This is a genomic window from Flavobacterium sp., from assembly GCF_003525665.1.
GTDB lineage: Bacteria > Bacteroidota > Bacteroidia > Flavobacteriales > Flavobacteriaceae > Flavobacterium.
In genome coordinates this window covers 5,685-22,414 of sequence record NZ_DQDX01000180.1, presented here as the reverse complement: position 1 = coordinate 22,414, position 16,730 = coordinate 5,685, and the positions used below count along the sequence as shown (strand labels likewise).

General features: G+C 32.1%; 17 protein-coding genes and 1 pseudogene. 9 read left to right on the top strand and 9 right to left on the bottom strand.

The features are described 5' to 3' along the window. From DIU01_RS12455 to trmB, 4 genes and pseudogenes are all read right to left on the bottom strand, one after another. On the bottom strand, nt 1–427 hold a 427-nt coding region (locus DIU01_RS12455; RefSeq protein WP_290834934.1), incomplete at its 3' end, for a CatA-like O-acetyltransferase. 85 nt (nt 428–512) lie between these two features. Beyond that, a complete protein-coding gene (locus DIU01_RS12450) occupies nt 513–1,202 on the bottom strand; it encodes an HAD family hydrolase (RefSeq protein WP_290834932.1) in 690 nt (229 codons plus the stop codon). 58 nt (nt 1,203–1,260) lie between these two features. Then, nucleotides 1,261–1,719: pseudogene (metG, locus tag DIU01_RS12445) on the bottom strand (methionine--tRNA ligase subunit beta); the annotation flags it as partial. A 66-nt stretch (nt 1,720–1,785) separates the two neighbouring features. Next, nucleotides 1,786–2,460 (bottom strand): tRNA (guanosine(46)-N7)-methyltransferase TrmB, encoded by a 675-nt coding sequence (gene trmB, locus DIU01_RS12440; RefSeq protein WP_290834930.1) that lies wholly within the window; start codon nt 2,458–2,460, stop codon nt 1,786–1,788. A 209-nt stretch (nt 2,461–2,669) separates the two neighbouring features. Between trmB and DIU01_RS12435 the strand changes: the two genes are divergently transcribed. Continuing rightward, nucleotides 2,670–3,734, top strand: coding sequence for a glycosyltransferase (locus tag DIU01_RS12435; RefSeq protein WP_290834928.1), 1,065 nt, complete (start codon nt 2,670–2,672; stop codon nt 3,732–3,734). Here the strand turns inward: DIU01_RS12435 and DIU01_RS12430 are convergent. Then, the gene (locus tag DIU01_RS12430) at nt 3,708–4,751 is read right to left on the bottom strand and encodes an ATP-binding protein (protein ID WP_290834927.1); all 1,044 of its coding nucleotides are present in this window, start codon (nt 4,749–4,751) and stop codon (nt 3,708–3,710) included. The two genes, DIU01_RS12435 and DIU01_RS12430, sit on opposite strands and share 27 nt — an antisense overlap. A 134-nt stretch (nt 4,752–4,885) precedes the next feature. Beyond that, entirely contained in the window at nt 4,886–5,569 is a 684-nt protein-coding gene (locus DIU01_RS12425) for a response regulator transcription factor (protein WP_290834925.1), read from the bottom strand. 195 nt (nt 5,570–5,764) lie between these two features. On the opposite strand from DIU01_RS12425, the gene DIU01_RS12420 reads away from it, so the two are divergent. From DIU01_RS12420 to DIU01_RS12385, 8 genes are all read left to right on the top strand, one after another. Then, nucleotides 5,765–8,512: a TonB-dependent receptor gene (locus tag DIU01_RS12420; protein WP_290834923.1), complete on the top strand. Its 2,748-nt coding sequence runs from the start codon at nt 5,765–5,767 to the stop codon at nt 8,510–8,512. Between the two features lie 196 nt (nt 8,513–8,708). Beyond that, entirely contained in the window at nt 8,709–9,887 is a 1,179-nt protein-coding gene (locus DIU01_RS12415; RefSeq protein WP_290834921.1) for a hypothetical protein, read from the top strand. Between the two features lie 109 nt (nt 9,888–9,996). Further along, entirely contained in the window at nt 9,997–10,332 is a 336-nt protein-coding gene (locus DIU01_RS12410; RefSeq protein ID WP_035127975.1) for a T9SS type A sorting domain-containing protein, read from the top strand. A gap of 94 nt (nt 10,333–10,426) precedes the next feature. Continuing rightward, nucleotides 10,427–11,422, top strand: a complete 996-nt coding sequence (locus DIU01_RS12405; protein WP_290834918.1) for a T9SS type A sorting domain-containing protein — start codon at nt 10,427–10,429, stop codon at nt 11,420–11,422. A 138-nt stretch (nt 11,423–11,560) separates the two neighbouring features. Then, nucleotides 11,561–12,541 (top strand): acyl transferase, encoded by a 981-nt coding sequence (locus DIU01_RS12400; RefSeq protein ID WP_290834917.1) that lies wholly within the window; start codon nt 11,561–11,563, stop codon nt 12,539–12,541. A gap of 46 nt (nt 12,542–12,587) precedes the next feature. Then, the gene (locus DIU01_RS12395) at nt 12,588–13,322 is read left to right on the top strand and encodes a hypothetical protein (protein WP_290834915.1); all 735 of its coding nucleotides are present in this window, start codon (nt 12,588–12,590) and stop codon (nt 13,320–13,322) included. A gap of 4 nt (nt 13,323–13,326) precedes the next feature. Beyond that, a complete protein-coding gene (locus tag DIU01_RS12390; protein ID WP_290834913.1) occupies nt 13,327–14,037 on the top strand; it encodes a hypothetical protein in 711 nt (236 codons plus the stop codon). Between the two features lie 3 nt (nt 14,038–14,040). Beyond that, complete coding sequence (locus DIU01_RS12385; protein WP_290834911.1) at nt 14,041–14,739, top strand: hypothetical protein; 699 nt, start codon at nt 14,041–14,043, stop codon at nt 14,737–14,739. Nucleotides 14,740–14,767: 28 nt separating this feature from the next. On the opposite strand, the gene DIU01_RS12380 is transcribed toward DIU01_RS12385, so the two are convergent. Genes DIU01_RS12380 through tyrS form a run of 3 tightly spaced genes read right to left on the bottom strand, consistent with a single transcriptional unit; the run spans nt 14,768 to nt 16,556 of the window. After that, nucleotides 14,768–15,022 (bottom strand): type II toxin-antitoxin system RelE/ParE family toxin, encoded by a 255-nt coding sequence (locus DIU01_RS12380; protein ID WP_290834909.1) that lies wholly within the window; start codon nt 15,020–15,022, stop codon nt 14,768–14,770. After that, the gene (locus DIU01_RS12375; RefSeq protein ID WP_290834907.1) at nt 15,022–15,228 is read right to left on the bottom strand and encodes a hypothetical protein; all 207 of its coding nucleotides are present in this window, start codon (nt 15,226–15,228) and stop codon (nt 15,022–15,024) included. The genes DIU01_RS12380 and DIU01_RS12375 overlap by 1 nt, the downstream gene beginning before the upstream one ends. A 32-nt stretch (nt 15,229–15,260) precedes the next feature. Continuing rightward, nucleotides 15,261–16,556, bottom strand: a complete 1,296-nt coding sequence (gene tyrS / locus DIU01_RS12370; RefSeq protein WP_290834905.1) for a tyrosine--tRNA ligase — start codon at nt 16,554–16,556, stop codon at nt 15,261–15,263. Between the last annotated feature and the right edge of the window lie 174 nt (nt 16,557–16,730).

Genomic DNA, 16,730 nt, shown 5'->3' with positions numbered 1-16,730 from the left:
TAGGCAAAGCCGAAAAATGAATTAAATTTTCTGGATATTCTCTTGTAAAAAGTCCGGTTGTGGTTTGAATTCTATCGATTTCTGTTTTGCAGATTGTTTCAAATGTTTTCAAATTTTCATCAAATTCTATATAGGAAAAACCAAACGTTTTGTCTTCGCGCATGATGGTTGCAGAAGCGTCAATTCTATCAAAAATATAAATTTCATCTTCAATTATTCGATAACGAAAACTTTCAATTTCATTAATGGCTTGTAAAGTTTTGTGAAGATAAAATAGGAAAAAAGAAATCCCCAATTCTCTAGATTTTGAATAAGCTTTGGTGCAATCTATTGTTGTCGTAACTCCAAAAAACGGCTCTTGCATTTGCTTAAAAAATAAGAAATGCTCTTTTCGGTTCCAAGTATCGAGATTTAGTTTCTTTCTCATAAAAAAATAATTTACCGCAAATTCACAAATTTCTTTATCTTCAGTTTAGAATAATTTGCGAATTTGCGGTTAACAGATATTTCAATTATTGTAGTAAAATTGGTAAAACGTCAGTGATTTTTTCTAAAGATTTAAAATTCTCGTGTTGAATTTCAAAATCAATCTTTTCGTATTCCCAAGTAGTATGATAAGCAATATGATAACCATGTCCGCCAATATTTAAAACAGGCAAAACATCCGATTTTAAAGAGTTTCCAATCATGATAAAATCTTCTGGTTTGATGTCTAGACGAAGTAACATTTTTTCGTAATCCAATTCCTTTTTGTCGCTCATTACTTCAATATGGTGAAAATAATGTCCAATTCCTGAATCGTGTAATTTTCTATGTTGGTCTTTTAAATCTCCTTTGGTTGAAACAACAAGTTTATATTTTCCTTTAAGTTGTTGTAAAACATCTTCCACTTCTGGTAAAAGTTCTACCGGTTTTTGAAGTAAATCTCTACCAATATCAATAATTTTTTGAATGCCTTGTCCCGATATTTGATGATTGGTCAATTCTAAAGCAGCATCAATCATAGAAAGTGTAAACGCTTTAATCCCAAATCCATACAAAGGAAGGTTTTTCACTTGATGACTTAAAATTAGTTGTAAAATTTCTTGCTTGGATGCGTAATCGGCAAAAAGTTCACAAAATTTGGCTTGCGCTTCGTCAAAGTAAGGTTCGTTGTGCCATAAAGTATCGTCGGCATCGAAGGCTATTATTTTTGGGTTCATATTTATATTGATAAACTCCGTCAGAGTTCAAAACTCTGACGGAGTTATAATTTTTAAATTAACTAATCAACGCGCCATTAGAAACTCCATCAACATCTGGATTCACAAAAACCAATTTTCCATCAGGTAAATTAGTCATCAAAATCATGCCTTGACTTTCAACGCCACGCAATGCTCTTGGTGCTAAATTAACTAAAACTGTAACACGTTTTCCAACCACTTCTTCTGGCGAAAAATGTTCTGCAATTCCAGAAACTATTGTTCTTACATCAATTCCAGTATCGACTTTCAATACTAAAAGTTTGTTGGCTTTTGGCATTTTTTCTGCTTCAATAATGGTTCCAACACGCAAATCTAATTTCGAAAAATCTTCAAATGTTGACGTTTCTTTTTGTGGCTCTATCACTGCGTTTTCTGCTTTATTGGCAACTTTGGTAGCTTCCAGTTTGTCTATTTGTTTTTGAATTTCGGCATCTTCTATTTGTGAAAACAGTATTTCTGCTTCACCAATTTTGTGTCCAGCCGTTGTTAAATTCCAATTTTCAAATTCCAAATTCCAAAATTGGAAAATATAAACTTGACGTTATTTTATTTTAAAACGAATATACGTAATTGCTTTGTTAATTTCCAAATATTGTTTCTCGTAAAACGTTTGAATTTGAGTAACTTCACTAGGCGAACCTTCGTTTTTGTACACATTATGGTTGGCATACAAAACCTCGTGACCTTCGCCATGCAACAATCCAAGCGTATAGCCATGCATAAACTCAGAATCGGTTTTTAAATTTACAACTCCGTCTGGTTTTAAAATTCTTTTATACAATTTCAAAAACTCCGAATTCGTCATTCTATGCTTCGTTCTCTTGTATTTTATTTGCGGATCTGGAAAAGTAATCCAAATTTCAGAAACTTCACCATCGGCAAAAATGTGGTTGATTAGCTCAATTTGAGTACGCACAAACGCCACATTTCGCATTCCGTCATCAACAGCCGTTTTTGCACCACGCCAAAATCTTGCACCTTTTATATCAATTCCAACAAAGTTTTTCTCAGGATAACGTTCTGCCAAACCAACAGAATACTCACCTTTCCCACAACCCAATTCAATAATTATCGGATTGTCGTTCTTGAAAAAATCGGCGTTCCATTTGCCTCTGAGCGCAAAACTGTCACTCACCACTTCTTCTCTTGTTGGCTGAAAAACGTTCTCAAACGATTCGTTTTCCCTAAATCTCTTTAACTTATTTTTACTTCCCACGTCTAAAATTAATGTTTTGGCAAAATTAAGGAAATATATAAGATTAAAATTAGTTTTATATTTGAATATTATTAGAAACGAATGGCTTCGGCATTTTTGCCGTCGTAATTCCTGCTTTTCGCTATATCTTTTCTTTTTTAAAGAAAAAAAGAAAAGGATACCGCTGCAATCAGGGTTATTAAATTATCAATTTTGAATTTTTGTAAACTTTGAAAAACCAAACCAAAAACATCCTCGTTGCTCCATTAAATTGGGGTTTAGGTCACGCAACACGTTGTATTCCAATAATTCAAGAATTAGAAAAAAACGGATTCAATCCAATAATAGCTTCCGATGGCGTTGCACTTGCATTATTAAGAAAAGAATTTCCGCATTTAACAACCATCGAATTACCTTCTTACGATATTGAATATGCCAAAAAAGGAGAAAATTTTAAATGGAAATTAATTAAAAATAGTCCAAAAACGATTTATGCTATTTTACAAGAAAAGCAACAAATAAAAAAAATCGTCAAAGAACATCAACTTGCCGGAATCATTTCAGACAACCGTCTTGGCGTTCACAGTAAAAAAGTACCATCGGTTATTATCACGCATCAACTTACTGTTTTATCAGGAAAAACCACTTGGATTTCTAGTAAATTACACCAACATTTCATTTCAAAATTCACCGAATGTTGGATTCCAGATGTGAATGAAATTCCGAATTTAACTGGAAAACTGGGCCATTTAAAAAGCACCAAACTAAAGTTAACTTACATAGGCATTTTAAGCCGATTACAAAAAAAGGAATTGCCTGTAAAATACCAATTAATGGTGATTCTTTCTGGTCCAGAACCTCAGCGTACATTTTTAGAAGAGAAATTAATTACAGAATTAGAAAATTACAAAGACAACGTAGTTTTTATAAAAGGAAAAGTAGAAGCCGAGCAAAAATCCGAGCAAATAAAGAACATCACGTTTTATAATTTCATGCAAACCGAGCAACTCGAGCAAACGTTTAACGAAAGTGAAATTGTTTTATGTCGTTCGGGTTACACAACCGTTATGGATTTAGCAAAGCTACAAAAGAAAGCCTTTTTCATTCCAACTCCAGGACAATTTGAACAAGAATATTTAGCTAAAAAATACAAGAAAGAAGGATTAGTGCCAAGTGCAAGACAAGAGAAATTTAAACTTGACGGCCTGCTTTTAGTGCAACTATACAAAGGATTGCCCAACATAAAACAAGAGGTAAACTGGAAACAATTATTTCACCTTTTCGAGAGTGAATGAAAATTCAGAGCCTTTTCCGAATTCGCTTTCTACATAAATTTTCTCGTCGTGCGCTTCAATAATATGTTTCACAATTGATAATCCAAGTCCAGATCCGCCTTCGCTTCTAGCACCACTTTTATCAACTCTAAAAAAGCGTTCAAACAACCTCGGAATATAATTTTGTGCAATTCCTTCGCCATTATCACGCACACGAACAATCAATTTACTTTTCACTAAATCTTCAATAGTGACTTCGGTTGTGCCGTTTTCTTTTCCGTATTTTATTGAATTTACAACTAGGTTGGTAACTACTTGCTGAATCTTGTCTTTATCGGCATACACCTTAATTGGCTTGTTGTATTTTCTATCAAACATTAGAATAATATTCTTTTTATCGGCCTGCATTTCGAGTAAATCAAAAACATTTTGAACCAACTCTACAATATTAAATTCAGAATATTCGACATTTAAATCACCCATTTCAAATTTAGAAATCATGTCTAAATCATTAACAATGTAGATCAATCGTTCGACACCTTTTTCGGCTCTTTCTAGATATTTTTTGCGCAACTCTTTGTCTTTCATTCCGCTATCAATAAGCGTAGAAAGATATCCTTGAACGGTAAATAAAGGTGTTTTTAATTCGTGCGAAACGTTACCCATAAATTCTCGGCGGTATTCTTCACGAACTTTTAAATTCTCGATTTCAAGTTTTTTATCGGTGGCAAACTTTTTAACTTCTTTAGTTAATGTTGCCATATCGGTCGTGATGGATTGCGTTCTTAACGTAGTAGAATCAAGCAACGAAACATCATCGTATATTTTTTTAACTCTTCTGTAAATAAAATGTTCTACTCTATATTGCAGCACAAAAAAAGAGAATACGCCAATTCCAACCGCAAATGACAAACACATTTGCCATGAAAATTGAGAAAATAACAATGACAATATTACCAATAAACCAGTAGAAAAAGTAGTAATATAAAAAGTAGATATTACTGCAAATCGATATGTTTTTTTAAAAGTTAATGACATTGATGAAGTGCTCAGTATTCAGTTATCAGTATTCTGCAGTTGAAATTGTAAAGACAAATATACTATTTTGCTACTTTACTATTTATTTTTTAAGTATAGAATTTACTTTCACAAACGTGCTATCTAAAAAAGATTTAAATTTCAAATTTATAACCTACACCTTTTATGGTTTTAAATAAATCTTCACCAATTTTTTCACGCAGTTTTCTAATGTGAACATCAATCGTTCTTCCACCTACAATTACTTCGTTACCCCAAACTTTATCAAGAATTTCTTCTCTTTTAAAAACTTTACCAGGTTTAGAAGCTAATAAATAGAACAATTCAAATTCTTTTCTTGGAAGTACTATTTCTCTTCCATCCATTACAATTTTATATTCTTCACGATTAATTTCGATGCCACCTACATTTAAGTTTTCACTAGATGGAGAATCATCTTTTAAACGTCTTAGTAATGCTTTTACTTTACTAACTAATAGTTTTGGTTTAATTGGTTTTGCGATATAGTCATCGGCACCAACATCAAAACCTGCTACTTGAGAATAGTCTTCGCTTCTAGCAGTTAAAAAAGTGATTATTGTATTACTTAATTCTGGAATTTTTCTGATGTTTTCGCAGGCTTCCATTCCGTCCATTTCTGGCATCATCACATCCATAATAATTAGTTGTGGACGTTCTTTTTTGGCAACAGCAATCGCTTCTTTTCCGTTAGATGCAGTTACAATTTTAAAACCTTCTTGAGATAGATTGTACCCAACAATTTCTAGGATATCTTGCTCATCATCAACTAATAGAATCTTTATGTCTTTTTTTTTCATAGGGCAAAAAATTGGTTGTTTTGCGAATGTAAATATAGTACTTTATACAATATCAATAATGCATTGAAATGAGTTAACAGTAATTTAATCTGGTAACATTAAGGTAATAATAAAGAAACCTAATGATAAATTGCAAGTAACTTGAACTTTACAAAGCAATACGTTCTTTGCACCAAAATTTAACAATTACAACTGATGAAAATTAAATTATTTCTAATAACATTACTTTTTAGTGTAACTGCACTTGCACAAACAAAAGGAACTATTAAAGGAACACTTTTAGACAAAGAAGATAAAAACGCTCCTTTAGCCTATGCAAATGCCGTTGTTAAAGGTACAACAATTGGTGTTAATACAGATGAAAAAGGACAATATAGTTTAAGCATCGAACCAGGAAACTACGTGGTTCAGTTTAGCTTTGTTGGATATGAAAACATAGAAGTTCCAGTAACAGTTAAAGCTGGAGAGACTGTAATCATTGACAAAACATTAGGTTCTGGTGGATACCAACTACAAGATGTAGTAATTCAAAAAGTCGTTAGTAAAGAAAAAGAAAGCGCTTTATTGACAGAGCAAAAAAATGCTGTTGAAATGAAACAAAGCATTGGAGCACAAGAATTATCTAGAAAAGGCGTTAGTGATGTTGCCAATGCCGTAATCAAAACTTCTGGAATTACTAAACAAGAAGGTTCTGGAAACATTTTTGTTCGTGGTCTTGGAGACAGATACAACTCTACAACAATGAACGGATTGCCAATTCCATCGAACGATCCAGAAAAGAAAAACATTAACCTTGAAATTTTCTCTACAGATATTGTAGAATATGTTTCAATTGATAAAATCTACAGCAGTAAATTATTTGGAGATTTTGCTGGAGGAAATGTTGATATCGTTTCTAAAGACTACAAAGGAAATGGGTTTTTAAAAATAGATCTTGGTTCAAAAGCTAACACAAATGCAATCAAAGAAGATAATTTTAACCTGAAAAAAGGATATAATAGTTTCGGATTTAGTAATCCTGGAATTCCTAAAAACGGAGTAACAGAATACAACTTTAGCACACTACAATTAGAAAGCGAAAATCCTGTTGCCGGTTCTTTCGGAATTTCTGCTGGTGATAATTATAATGTTGGTTCAACAGGAAAACTTAGCGTTTTTGGAACTGTAAGTTACAGCAATGAGTACAATTCAATTACTGATGGAAGCGTTAAAAGTATAAATGGAGCTGGAGTTGCTAACAAAGACTTTGAAGATTTCGAAACTATGAGTTTTTCAACAAACGTTACTGCAATGGCAAATGTTGGTTATAAAATTAACACTAATAATAAAATCAACTTCAACTCAATTTTCATTAATACATCTACACTTTCTAAAGAAGATTATTTAGGTTATTTTGTTGATGGTGGTGAAGACAATAATGGATTCGTTAGAAGAAACAAATATGACAAAAATGCTTTATGGATTAACCAACTTTTAGGTGATCACAAATTATCTGAGCGTTCTAAATTTAATTGGGGTGTTTCTTACAACACAATTAATGGTTCTCAACCAGATAGAACTCAAAACATATTAAATAAATTCGATTACGGATATATTTTACTAGGTCAATCGGCAGCAAATAATCACAGATACTTTCAAGAGTTAACAGAAACTGAAATTGCAGCTAACTTATCTGTTGATTACAAATTCAGTAAAGATGCTGAAGGAGATTACAAAGGTAAATTTACAGCTGGATATTCTGGAAGAATGAAAAAAAGAGAATTTGAAGCAACTCAATTCAACTTTAAACCACTTTCTCCATTCTTAGATGAAGTTGTAGATGTTGACAACTTAGATGCTTTCTTTAATCAACAAAACTTAAATAATGCATACTTCGAAATCTCAACATTTAGAGGAATTGGCTCAAACCCTATTGCATTGAAACCGCAATACTATAATGGTGATTTATTTGTAAATGGTGGATATTTAAACACAGAATATAAATTCAATAAATTAACTGCTGTACTTGGTTTAAGAGCTGAATATTTATTGCAAAAAGTAGAATGGAATACTTCTTTAGATCCAGTAGGAGATAATGATGAACTTGACAAAATTGCTTTTTTACCAAGTTTAACAATGAAATATGAATTAAACGAAAAACAAAATTTACGTTTCGGATTCAGTAAAACATATACATTGCCTCAATTTAAAGAAAGAGCATTATTCATCTATGAAGAAGTAAATGAAACTAAAATTGGAAATCCAGATTTATACGAATCAGATGATTACAATGTTGATATCAAATGGGAAATGTTCCCTAAGAGCGAAGAATTAATATCTATCACTGGATTTGGTAAATACATTCAAAACCCAATAAACGAGGTAACAATTGTATCTTCTACAAACGACATTTCTTACATAAACACTGGAGATTATGGTTACGTTGCAGGAGCAGAATTAGAATATAGAAAAGTACTTTTCAACTTTAAAGATGGAAATGCTAAAAAACTTTCTGCAGGATTGAATGCTTCATATTTGTACAGTAACCAAGAATTAAGTTCAGAAAAAGTAATTAAAGAAACTGACTATAATGTAGATTTTACTGATGAAGAAAGTAAATTAACTGGAGCATCTGATTTGTTATTAAATGCAGACATCTCTTTCTTGACAGAATGGAATAATAAAGAAAGCAACTTAACGTCTACAATAGCATTCACTCATTTTTCTGACAGAGTATACTCTATTGGAACAAACGGAAGAGGAAACCAAGTTGATAAAGCTTTCGGATCATTAGACTTTATCACTAGAATTAAATTAAACAAAAATTTAGGTTTTGGTATAATTGCTAAAAACTTATTGAATCCTGCTATCGATAGAGTTCAAGAAAACGATAATGGTGACATTAATGTACTTTCATACAAAAAAGGAATGAACTTGAGCATGAGTATGAACTATCAATTTTAATAAAAAAATTCATAATACAACAAAAGAGCAGTTTAATCACTGCTCTTTTTGTTTTTAGAGCATCAAGTATTTGTAAACATTAAATTAACATCACGGTAGAGTTTTGTTAATCAAACAATCACATTCACTTAACGCAATTAAACAATATTAGGTTCAAATTTGCATAAACAAAATAACTATTAATTACATTTAAAAAATGAAAAATTCAATTGTAAAATTATTCGGTCTTTTGGCTATTACAGGTAGTTTATTTACTGCTTGTTCATCTGATGACGATAAAAAACCAACATCATCATTCGTTGTTAATCCTTTAGATTTTAAAGGAAACATTAATGACGGTGAAGTAGTACTTGATGCTAACACAGTTTACCAATTAAATGGTGCTTTAGTAATTAGAGATGGTGCTTCTTTAACTATTCCTGCTGGAACTGTTATTAAAGCTACTGGTGGAACTGCTGCATACATTGCTGTTGCTCAAGGTGGAAAAATATTTGTAAACGGTACAGCTACAAATCCTGTAATTATGACAAGTGGTGCTGCTACGCCTGCTCCAGGAAATTGGGGTGGATTAGTTATTTGCGGTAAAGCTCCAATAAACACTGTTTCTGGTGGTACAAGTACTGCACAATCTGAAGTTGCAGATTTAACTTATGGTGGTACAATTGCTAATGACAATTCTGGTTCTATTAGATATTTAAGATTAGAATATACTGGTGCTAACTTTAGTGCTGCTAAAGAATTTAATGGTGCTTCATTATTTGGAGTTGGTTCTGGAACTGTTTTCGAATATGTTCAAGCTTTCCACGGTTCTGATGACGGATTTGAATTTTTCGGTGGAACTGTAAATACATCTAACTTAGTTTCTTTTGGAAACGAAGATGATCAATTTGACTGGACTGAAGGATGGAATGGTACAAACACAAACTGGTACGGTAAAATCTCTTTCGGAAAAGGAAACAGAGGAATTGAAGCTGATAACTACGAATTTGGATTTGCTAACACTCCAATCTCTAACCCAACAATCAACAACTTAACATTAGTTGGACCTGGAAGTACTGCAAGTTCTACAATTTATGCTGAAAATGATGCAATCAAATTTAGAAGAGGAACTAAAGCTATCTTAACAAACGTTAACATAACAGGATTTGGTGATGCATTTGATATTGAGCACGATGAAACTATCGCTTTCGTTGGAACAACTTTAAAAGCTACTAATGTTAAATATACTGACGTAACAAACAAAGCTAAAGGTAAAACTACTGCTGGAGGTTCTGCAACTGTTACAACAATAGCAGACGAAACTACAACTGCAACTGGTGCAGGAAATGGTGCTACTGCTCCAACATGGGCTGCTGGATGGTCTACAGGATTATAATAAAATTCTTAAAATAATATTAAAATCCCTCAAATCGAGGGATTTTTTTTTGCTTTTGGCATTGTATTTGAAAACTAATTTATATATTTGCTTTAACCAAATTGTACTCATGACAAAAAATTACCTATATAGTATTCTGTTTTTCATCTTTCTTTCTACTACTTCTGTAGTGGCTCAAGATGGAAAGACCTCTTCAAGAGTGCAAGAAAACACTATTGAAGGACTTAATTTTTACCCTAATCCTGCAACTACAGGAAAACTTTACATTACTACAAAAAACAACGAAGACAAACAAGTAACCATCTTTGATGTGCTTGGAAAAAAAGTACTACAAACGCTTTTAACTTCAAGAGAATTAAATATCTCCTCTTTAAATCCTGGTGTTTATATCATTAAGATTGAAGAAGGTGACGCAAGCGCTACTAGAAAATTAATAGTCAGATAGTTAAATCACCTAGATTTAACTTTTTTTTTACTTTGATAATTTTTAATTTTAAAAATTGTCGCTACCTTTGTCGTCTAAAATTAAATTAAAAAAAATGAAAAAAATTTACTCTTTATTATTTTCAATTGTAACTGCTTCAGCAATTGCTCAACAACCATTACCATTTTACGAAGGTTTTAATTACACTGCTGGTGCTACTTTTCAAACTCAACCAGGCGTTGTTGCAATAAATACCGGAGACGATTTATTGATCGGTACTGGAAGTTTAAGCTACACAGGATTAACAGCTTCAACTGGCAATAAATTAACATTCGATGGCGCAGGTATTGATGCAGGAAAGGATTTTGCTTCTCAAACTGCTAATACTGTTTATTATTCATTCCTTTTAAATGTAACTGACTTAGCTGCAACAACTAGCACAACTGGTGGTTACTACATGGGACTTGTTCAAGGAACTTCAAGTAGTTTTGGAAGCACACTTTGGATTAAAAAAATTGATGCTACGACTTTCAACATAGGTACAAATGCAAGAACTACAGCTGCAAATACAGTTTTTTCTTCTACTGCTTATAATGTTAACACAACATATTTAGTAGTTCTTAGTTATACTTTTAATGCCGCTGCAGGTGATGATGTTGCTAAACTATGGGTAAATCCAACAATAGGTGGATCAGAACCAACAGCATTAGCTTCTCACACAAATGCTGGAGGATCAGATTTAACATCTGTTTCTAGACTGTTATTCAGACAAGGTTCAGCAACAGATACTCCTTTTTTGCAAATTGATGAAGTAAGAGTTGGTTTAACATGGAATGATGTTACTACTACAACTGCACCATTAGCTGTTGGTGAAAACACAATCTCTGGATTAAACGTTTACCCAAACCCAGTTAAAAATGGTATTTTCTACATCACTACAGATGCTAATGCTGAAAGAACAGTAACTGTTTTTGACATCGTTGGAAAACAAGTTTTAAACACTACAACTTCAGAAAGTGCAATTAATGTTGCTAACTTAAACTCTGGAGTTTACATGGTTCAAATCACAGAAGAAGGAAAAACGGCTACTAAAAAATTAGTAATCAGATAATACTAAATTCTAAATTCTGAAATAAATTCAGAATGACAAAATATTAAAAGCTCCAACATTGTTGGGGCTTTTTTATTTTTAGTACTTTTGTCATTCTGTCCCGAAACTTTGGGATTGTTTCAGAATCTAATACAATTTATGATTACTCCTCACGATATTTTCACTATTTCCAACCAAAAGCAATTTGAAAAAATAGCGCTTAAAGTATTTCGTTTTCAATACGAAAACAACGCTGTATATCGTTCGTTTTGCGAATTATTGAAAGTAGAAAAAGGAAGTGTGAAATCATTACAACAAATTCCGTTTTTACCCATTCAGTTTTTTAAAAGTCATGACGTTTTATCTTCTTCAGAAGCTATTCAGGAAACTTTTACAAGTAGCGGAACGACTGGAATGATTACTAGTAAACATTTAATCACCGATGTAACTTTGTACGAAGAAAGTTATCGAAATGCCTTCTCAGAATTTTACGGAAACATAGAAGATTATGCTGTTTTGGCTTTGCTTCCGTCCTATTTAGAACGTTCTGGTTCGTCGTTAATTTACATGGTGAAAGATTTAATTGAAAGTTCCAACAACGAACACAGCGGATTTTATTTACACAATTACGACGAACTTATTTCCAAAGTAATAGAACTAGATTCGTCTGGACAAAATGTGATTTTAATTGGAGTAACTTATGCTTTATTGGATTTAATTGAACAACAAAACTTTCAATTAAAAAACACCATCATCATGGAAACTGGTGGCATGAAAGGCAAACGAAAAGAAATCATCCGCGAAGAATTACATGAAATATTATGCAACGGATTTGGAGTTTCCAGCATTCACTCCGAATATGGAATGACCGAATTGTTATCGCAAGCGTATTCTCTTGGCGAAGGAATTTTCGAATGTCCCAACTGGATGAACATCTTAATTCGCGACACAGAAGATGCTTTAAGTTATGTTCAAACCGGAAAAACTGGTGGAATAAATGTCATTGATTTGGCAAATATCAATTCGTGTTCCTTTATTGCTACACAAGATTTGGGCAAAAAATATCCAAATAATTCCTTTGAAGTTTTGGGCAGATTTGATAATTCTGATATTCGTGGTTGTAATTTAATGGTTTTGTAATAAATTTTTCCTTTCTTCGTTATAGATAAATTCAAAGCCACTGTCTATGCGATTATTTTACTTTCTATTCCTTATTTCGTTTTCTGTTGTAGCTCAAAATCCAAAGCTTGGAGTTACGATTACGTCTATTACAACCGACGATATTTCTGCTTCCAATACCGAATATCATATTAATTATCAGATAGAAAATAAAACATCTGAAGAACTTTCGTTTTTTCTGCTTCCAAATGCGTTGATTGCCAATACTGCTAGTTCGCTTACACTTTATCCAGTTTATAGAATGTATCAAAACGGAGTGTTTGAAGATATGGACGGACCCTTTTTTGAATATGAAACCGAAGACGAATTAGAATACGCCAAAATAGAAGACAAAACATCTGCAGAAGCGAAAAAATTGATAACTAAAATTCAAACTAAACAATCCTATGTCGGAAAGTACTTTTACAAAAAATACAAAGACGAAGGCGGAAAAAGTGAAGATTTTCAATGGATTTATCAACGACAAAAATTGCTCAACAACATCATAACTCTAAAACCAAAAGAAACAAAATCATTCACGATAAAAACACTTTGGAACAAGAATAGATTTATCAAAAACGACGATTTAGAATTTTATCTAGACGAAAACAACAACATTGAAATTGAACTGATTTTGGACTTAAAAACCAACCTGTTCAAAGACCAATTATCTGAGGAAGATTTGGTGAAAATAAATGCAAATCCGAACTTTATTCGAGGCGATTTTGTTTCTAACAAGATGAAAATTGATTTTAAAGAATAAAAGCATGAAACTAAGAATTATCCTTTTTCTACTGTATTCATCACTTTCATTTGGTCAAAAACCACTCGAAATCGTCATTGATTCTATAACATCAATTGATACACTTACAAATATTAGAAAATTTACAGTCAACTATCATATTCAAAACACATCCGACAAAGAAGTGAAGTTTATAAATTGTTCTTATCCTATGACCAACTTTTATCCCGATGTAAATGTGTTAAAAGTATATTCAGTAATTGTAGAAAATGAGAACTACATAAGATTGAATATTTTGGAAAAAAACTTAGATCAAATGATGTATTTAGACAGTTTAAATTATGCTAAAACTGACGAAGAAAGAGGGAAGATAATTAAGAATCGCTACAAAATAAAACCAATAGATACTTTAAAATTAAAAAATGACATTGAAAAACGAAGAAAAATAAATGATTTTGACTACGTAAAAAGTTCAATCCATACCTTTCAACCAAAAGAAGTTAGATCATTAACCGAAACATTTTATTGGAACAAAAGAAGGTATTATAAAGTAGACGATTTAGAATATTACATAGACGAAAAAGAACCCTATTACCTAGAATTATCGATGGTTCTTTACAAAAAAGACTTTCAATATTTTTTCCCAGAAGAAGAATATAAAAAGATGAAAGACAATCCTAATTTTTTAGAAGGAACGATTCTTTCAAACAAAATGGAAATCAATTTTAAAGAATAACTCATGAAATTAAAACTACTTTTTCTACTAATAAGCTTTTGGTCGTTCAGCCAAAATCGTCCTATTGAAATTAAAATAGACTCGATTACTTCTAAGGATTCTAAAGAATATCGTGACCGAGAATTTACAATAGTTTATCACATTAAGAACTTGTCGAATAATGAAGTTTCGTTCTTTTTAAACCCGAAAAAATTCATTCCGAGTTCGGCAAGTTCCATGCAATATGTTCCAACGTATCGCTTGTATCAAAACGAAACTCCTATTGACCTTGGGCAAGTATTTACTAGCAATAGAGTTGTTTTCACATCCAAAGATTTCAATCAACAAAGTATAGACGAATATCTTAAGAACAGAAGAGATTCTATAAAATTAGAATACGAAAAAATAAATTCAGATCCACAATATGCTTGGCAAAAAAACAACAAAGCTATTATGAATTCAATATTTGTTTTAAAACCGAATGAAACAAAACAGTTTGTTCAACAAATAAATTGGGACAAAAAACGCTACATAAAAAGTCACGATTTAGAATATTATTTTGATGAAAATCACAAGTACTTTTTAGAACTAGAATTGACATTAATGAAAAGCGAATTTCAAGACCGACTGACTAAAGAAGAACTAGAAGCAATCATGAAAAACGAAAATTTCATTAAAGGAAATTATAAATCTAATAAGGTAGAAATCAATTTTAAGGAATAAAAAAAATCCCAATTTAAAAATTGGGATTTTATTCATAAATATCTTTTCTATGTCCTAAGTCAATCACATCAATTAAAAGAATATCGTCAAAAATTTCATAAATAATTCTATAATTTCCAACTCTAATTCTGTAACCAGTTCTTCCTTTTAACTTTTTGTAACCTTGTGGTCTTGGGTTTTCTGCTAAATCATATATGGCATTTTTAATAGCAGTATAAAAAGGTTCGTTTATTTTGCCTAAAGATTTGAAAACATTTCTTCTAACTTCAATAATGTAAGGCATTATTTGGCTTGTTTACGTTTTTCTTCAATAATTCTAAAAGCTTCGTCTATAGAAATTCTATAACCATCATCATTTTTTTTGGCTTCATCATACAATTTAACATCTTCAAGATCTTCTAATTCTTCAATAAGTCTGTTGTATTTTTCAATAGGCAATAAAACAGCAGTTCTATTTCCTTTTTCATCTGTCAAAAATTGTGTTTCCATATTATAAAAATTTATAAAGTAAAGTTATGAAATTATATCACACGCAAAACAAAATAATTCTTCTTTCCGCTTTGTAATAAAACGAATTCATTGTTGATTAAATCTTTCAACGACAATACAAATTCCTCTGTAACTTTTGTTTTATTAACCGAAATAGAATTGGCAGTCAAAGCTCTTCTCGCTTCACCATTCGATTTAAAAAAGCCCGATTTTTCGTTTAAAACATCAACAATATTTATTCCAACTTCCACATCAGCAATTTTAATTTCTGCTTGCGGAACACCTTCAAAAACTTCTAGGAAAGTAGCTTCATCAAGTTGTTTTAAATCTTCCATCGTTGGATTTCCAAAAAGCACTTTCGATGCTTCTACCGCTTTTTCAAATTGTTCTTTTCCGTGAACAAACGTAGTCACTTCCTCAGCCAAACGCTTTTGCAAAACCCTTAAATGCGGTGTTTCATTATGCTCAGCAATCAAAGAATCAATCGTATTTTTATCTAAAAACGTAAAGATTTTAATGTATTTCTCAGCATCAACATCGGTAGTATTCAACCAAAATTGGTAAAATTTATAAACCGAAGTTTTATCGGCAGTCAACCAAACATTTCCACCTTCACTTTTTCCAAATTTAGAACCATCAGCTTTTGTAATCAACGGACAAGTCATAGCATACGCTTTTGCACCTTCTCCATTCATTCTACGCACTAATTCGGTTCCAGTAGTAATATTTCCCCATTGATCGCTTCCGCCCATTTGCAACAAACAATTGTGCGCTTTATACAAATGATGAAAATCATATCCTTGAATCAATTGATACGTAAATTCGGTAAAACTCATTCCTTCGCCTTCGCCAGCCAATCGTTTTTTAACCGAATCTTTCGCCATCATATAATTCACAGTGATGCGTTTACCCACATCGCGCGCAAAATTTATAAACGAAAAATCCTTCATCCAATCGTAGTTATTCACTAAAACTGGTGCATTTGCTGCAGTCGAATTAAAATCTAAAAATCGAGACAAAACCGCTTTTATTCCGGCAACATTTTTATCCAAAGTAGCCTCGTCTAGCAAGTTTCTCTCATCACTTTTACCCGATGGATCACCAATCATACCAGTCGCGCCACCAACCAAAGCAATAGGTTTATGTCCGAATTTTTCTAAATGAACCAATAAAATAATTGGCACCAAACTCCCAATATGCAACGAATCGCTCGTTGGGTCAAACCCAATATACGTCGTAGTCATTTCCTTTAAAAGTTGCTCTTCTGTGCCAGGCATAATATCGTGAACCAATCCGCGCCACTGCAATTCTTCTACTAAATTCTTCATCGTAAAACTATAATTTGCGCAAATATAACTAAAGTCAATGGCAATGCCAATTTCAAAATTAAATTTCAATATTTAGAAGCGAATGGCTTGGGCATTTTCAGTAATGGCAATTCCTGCTTTTCGTTACAATCTTTTTTCAATTGCCTTGGGTTTAAACCCAAGGCAATTGAAAAA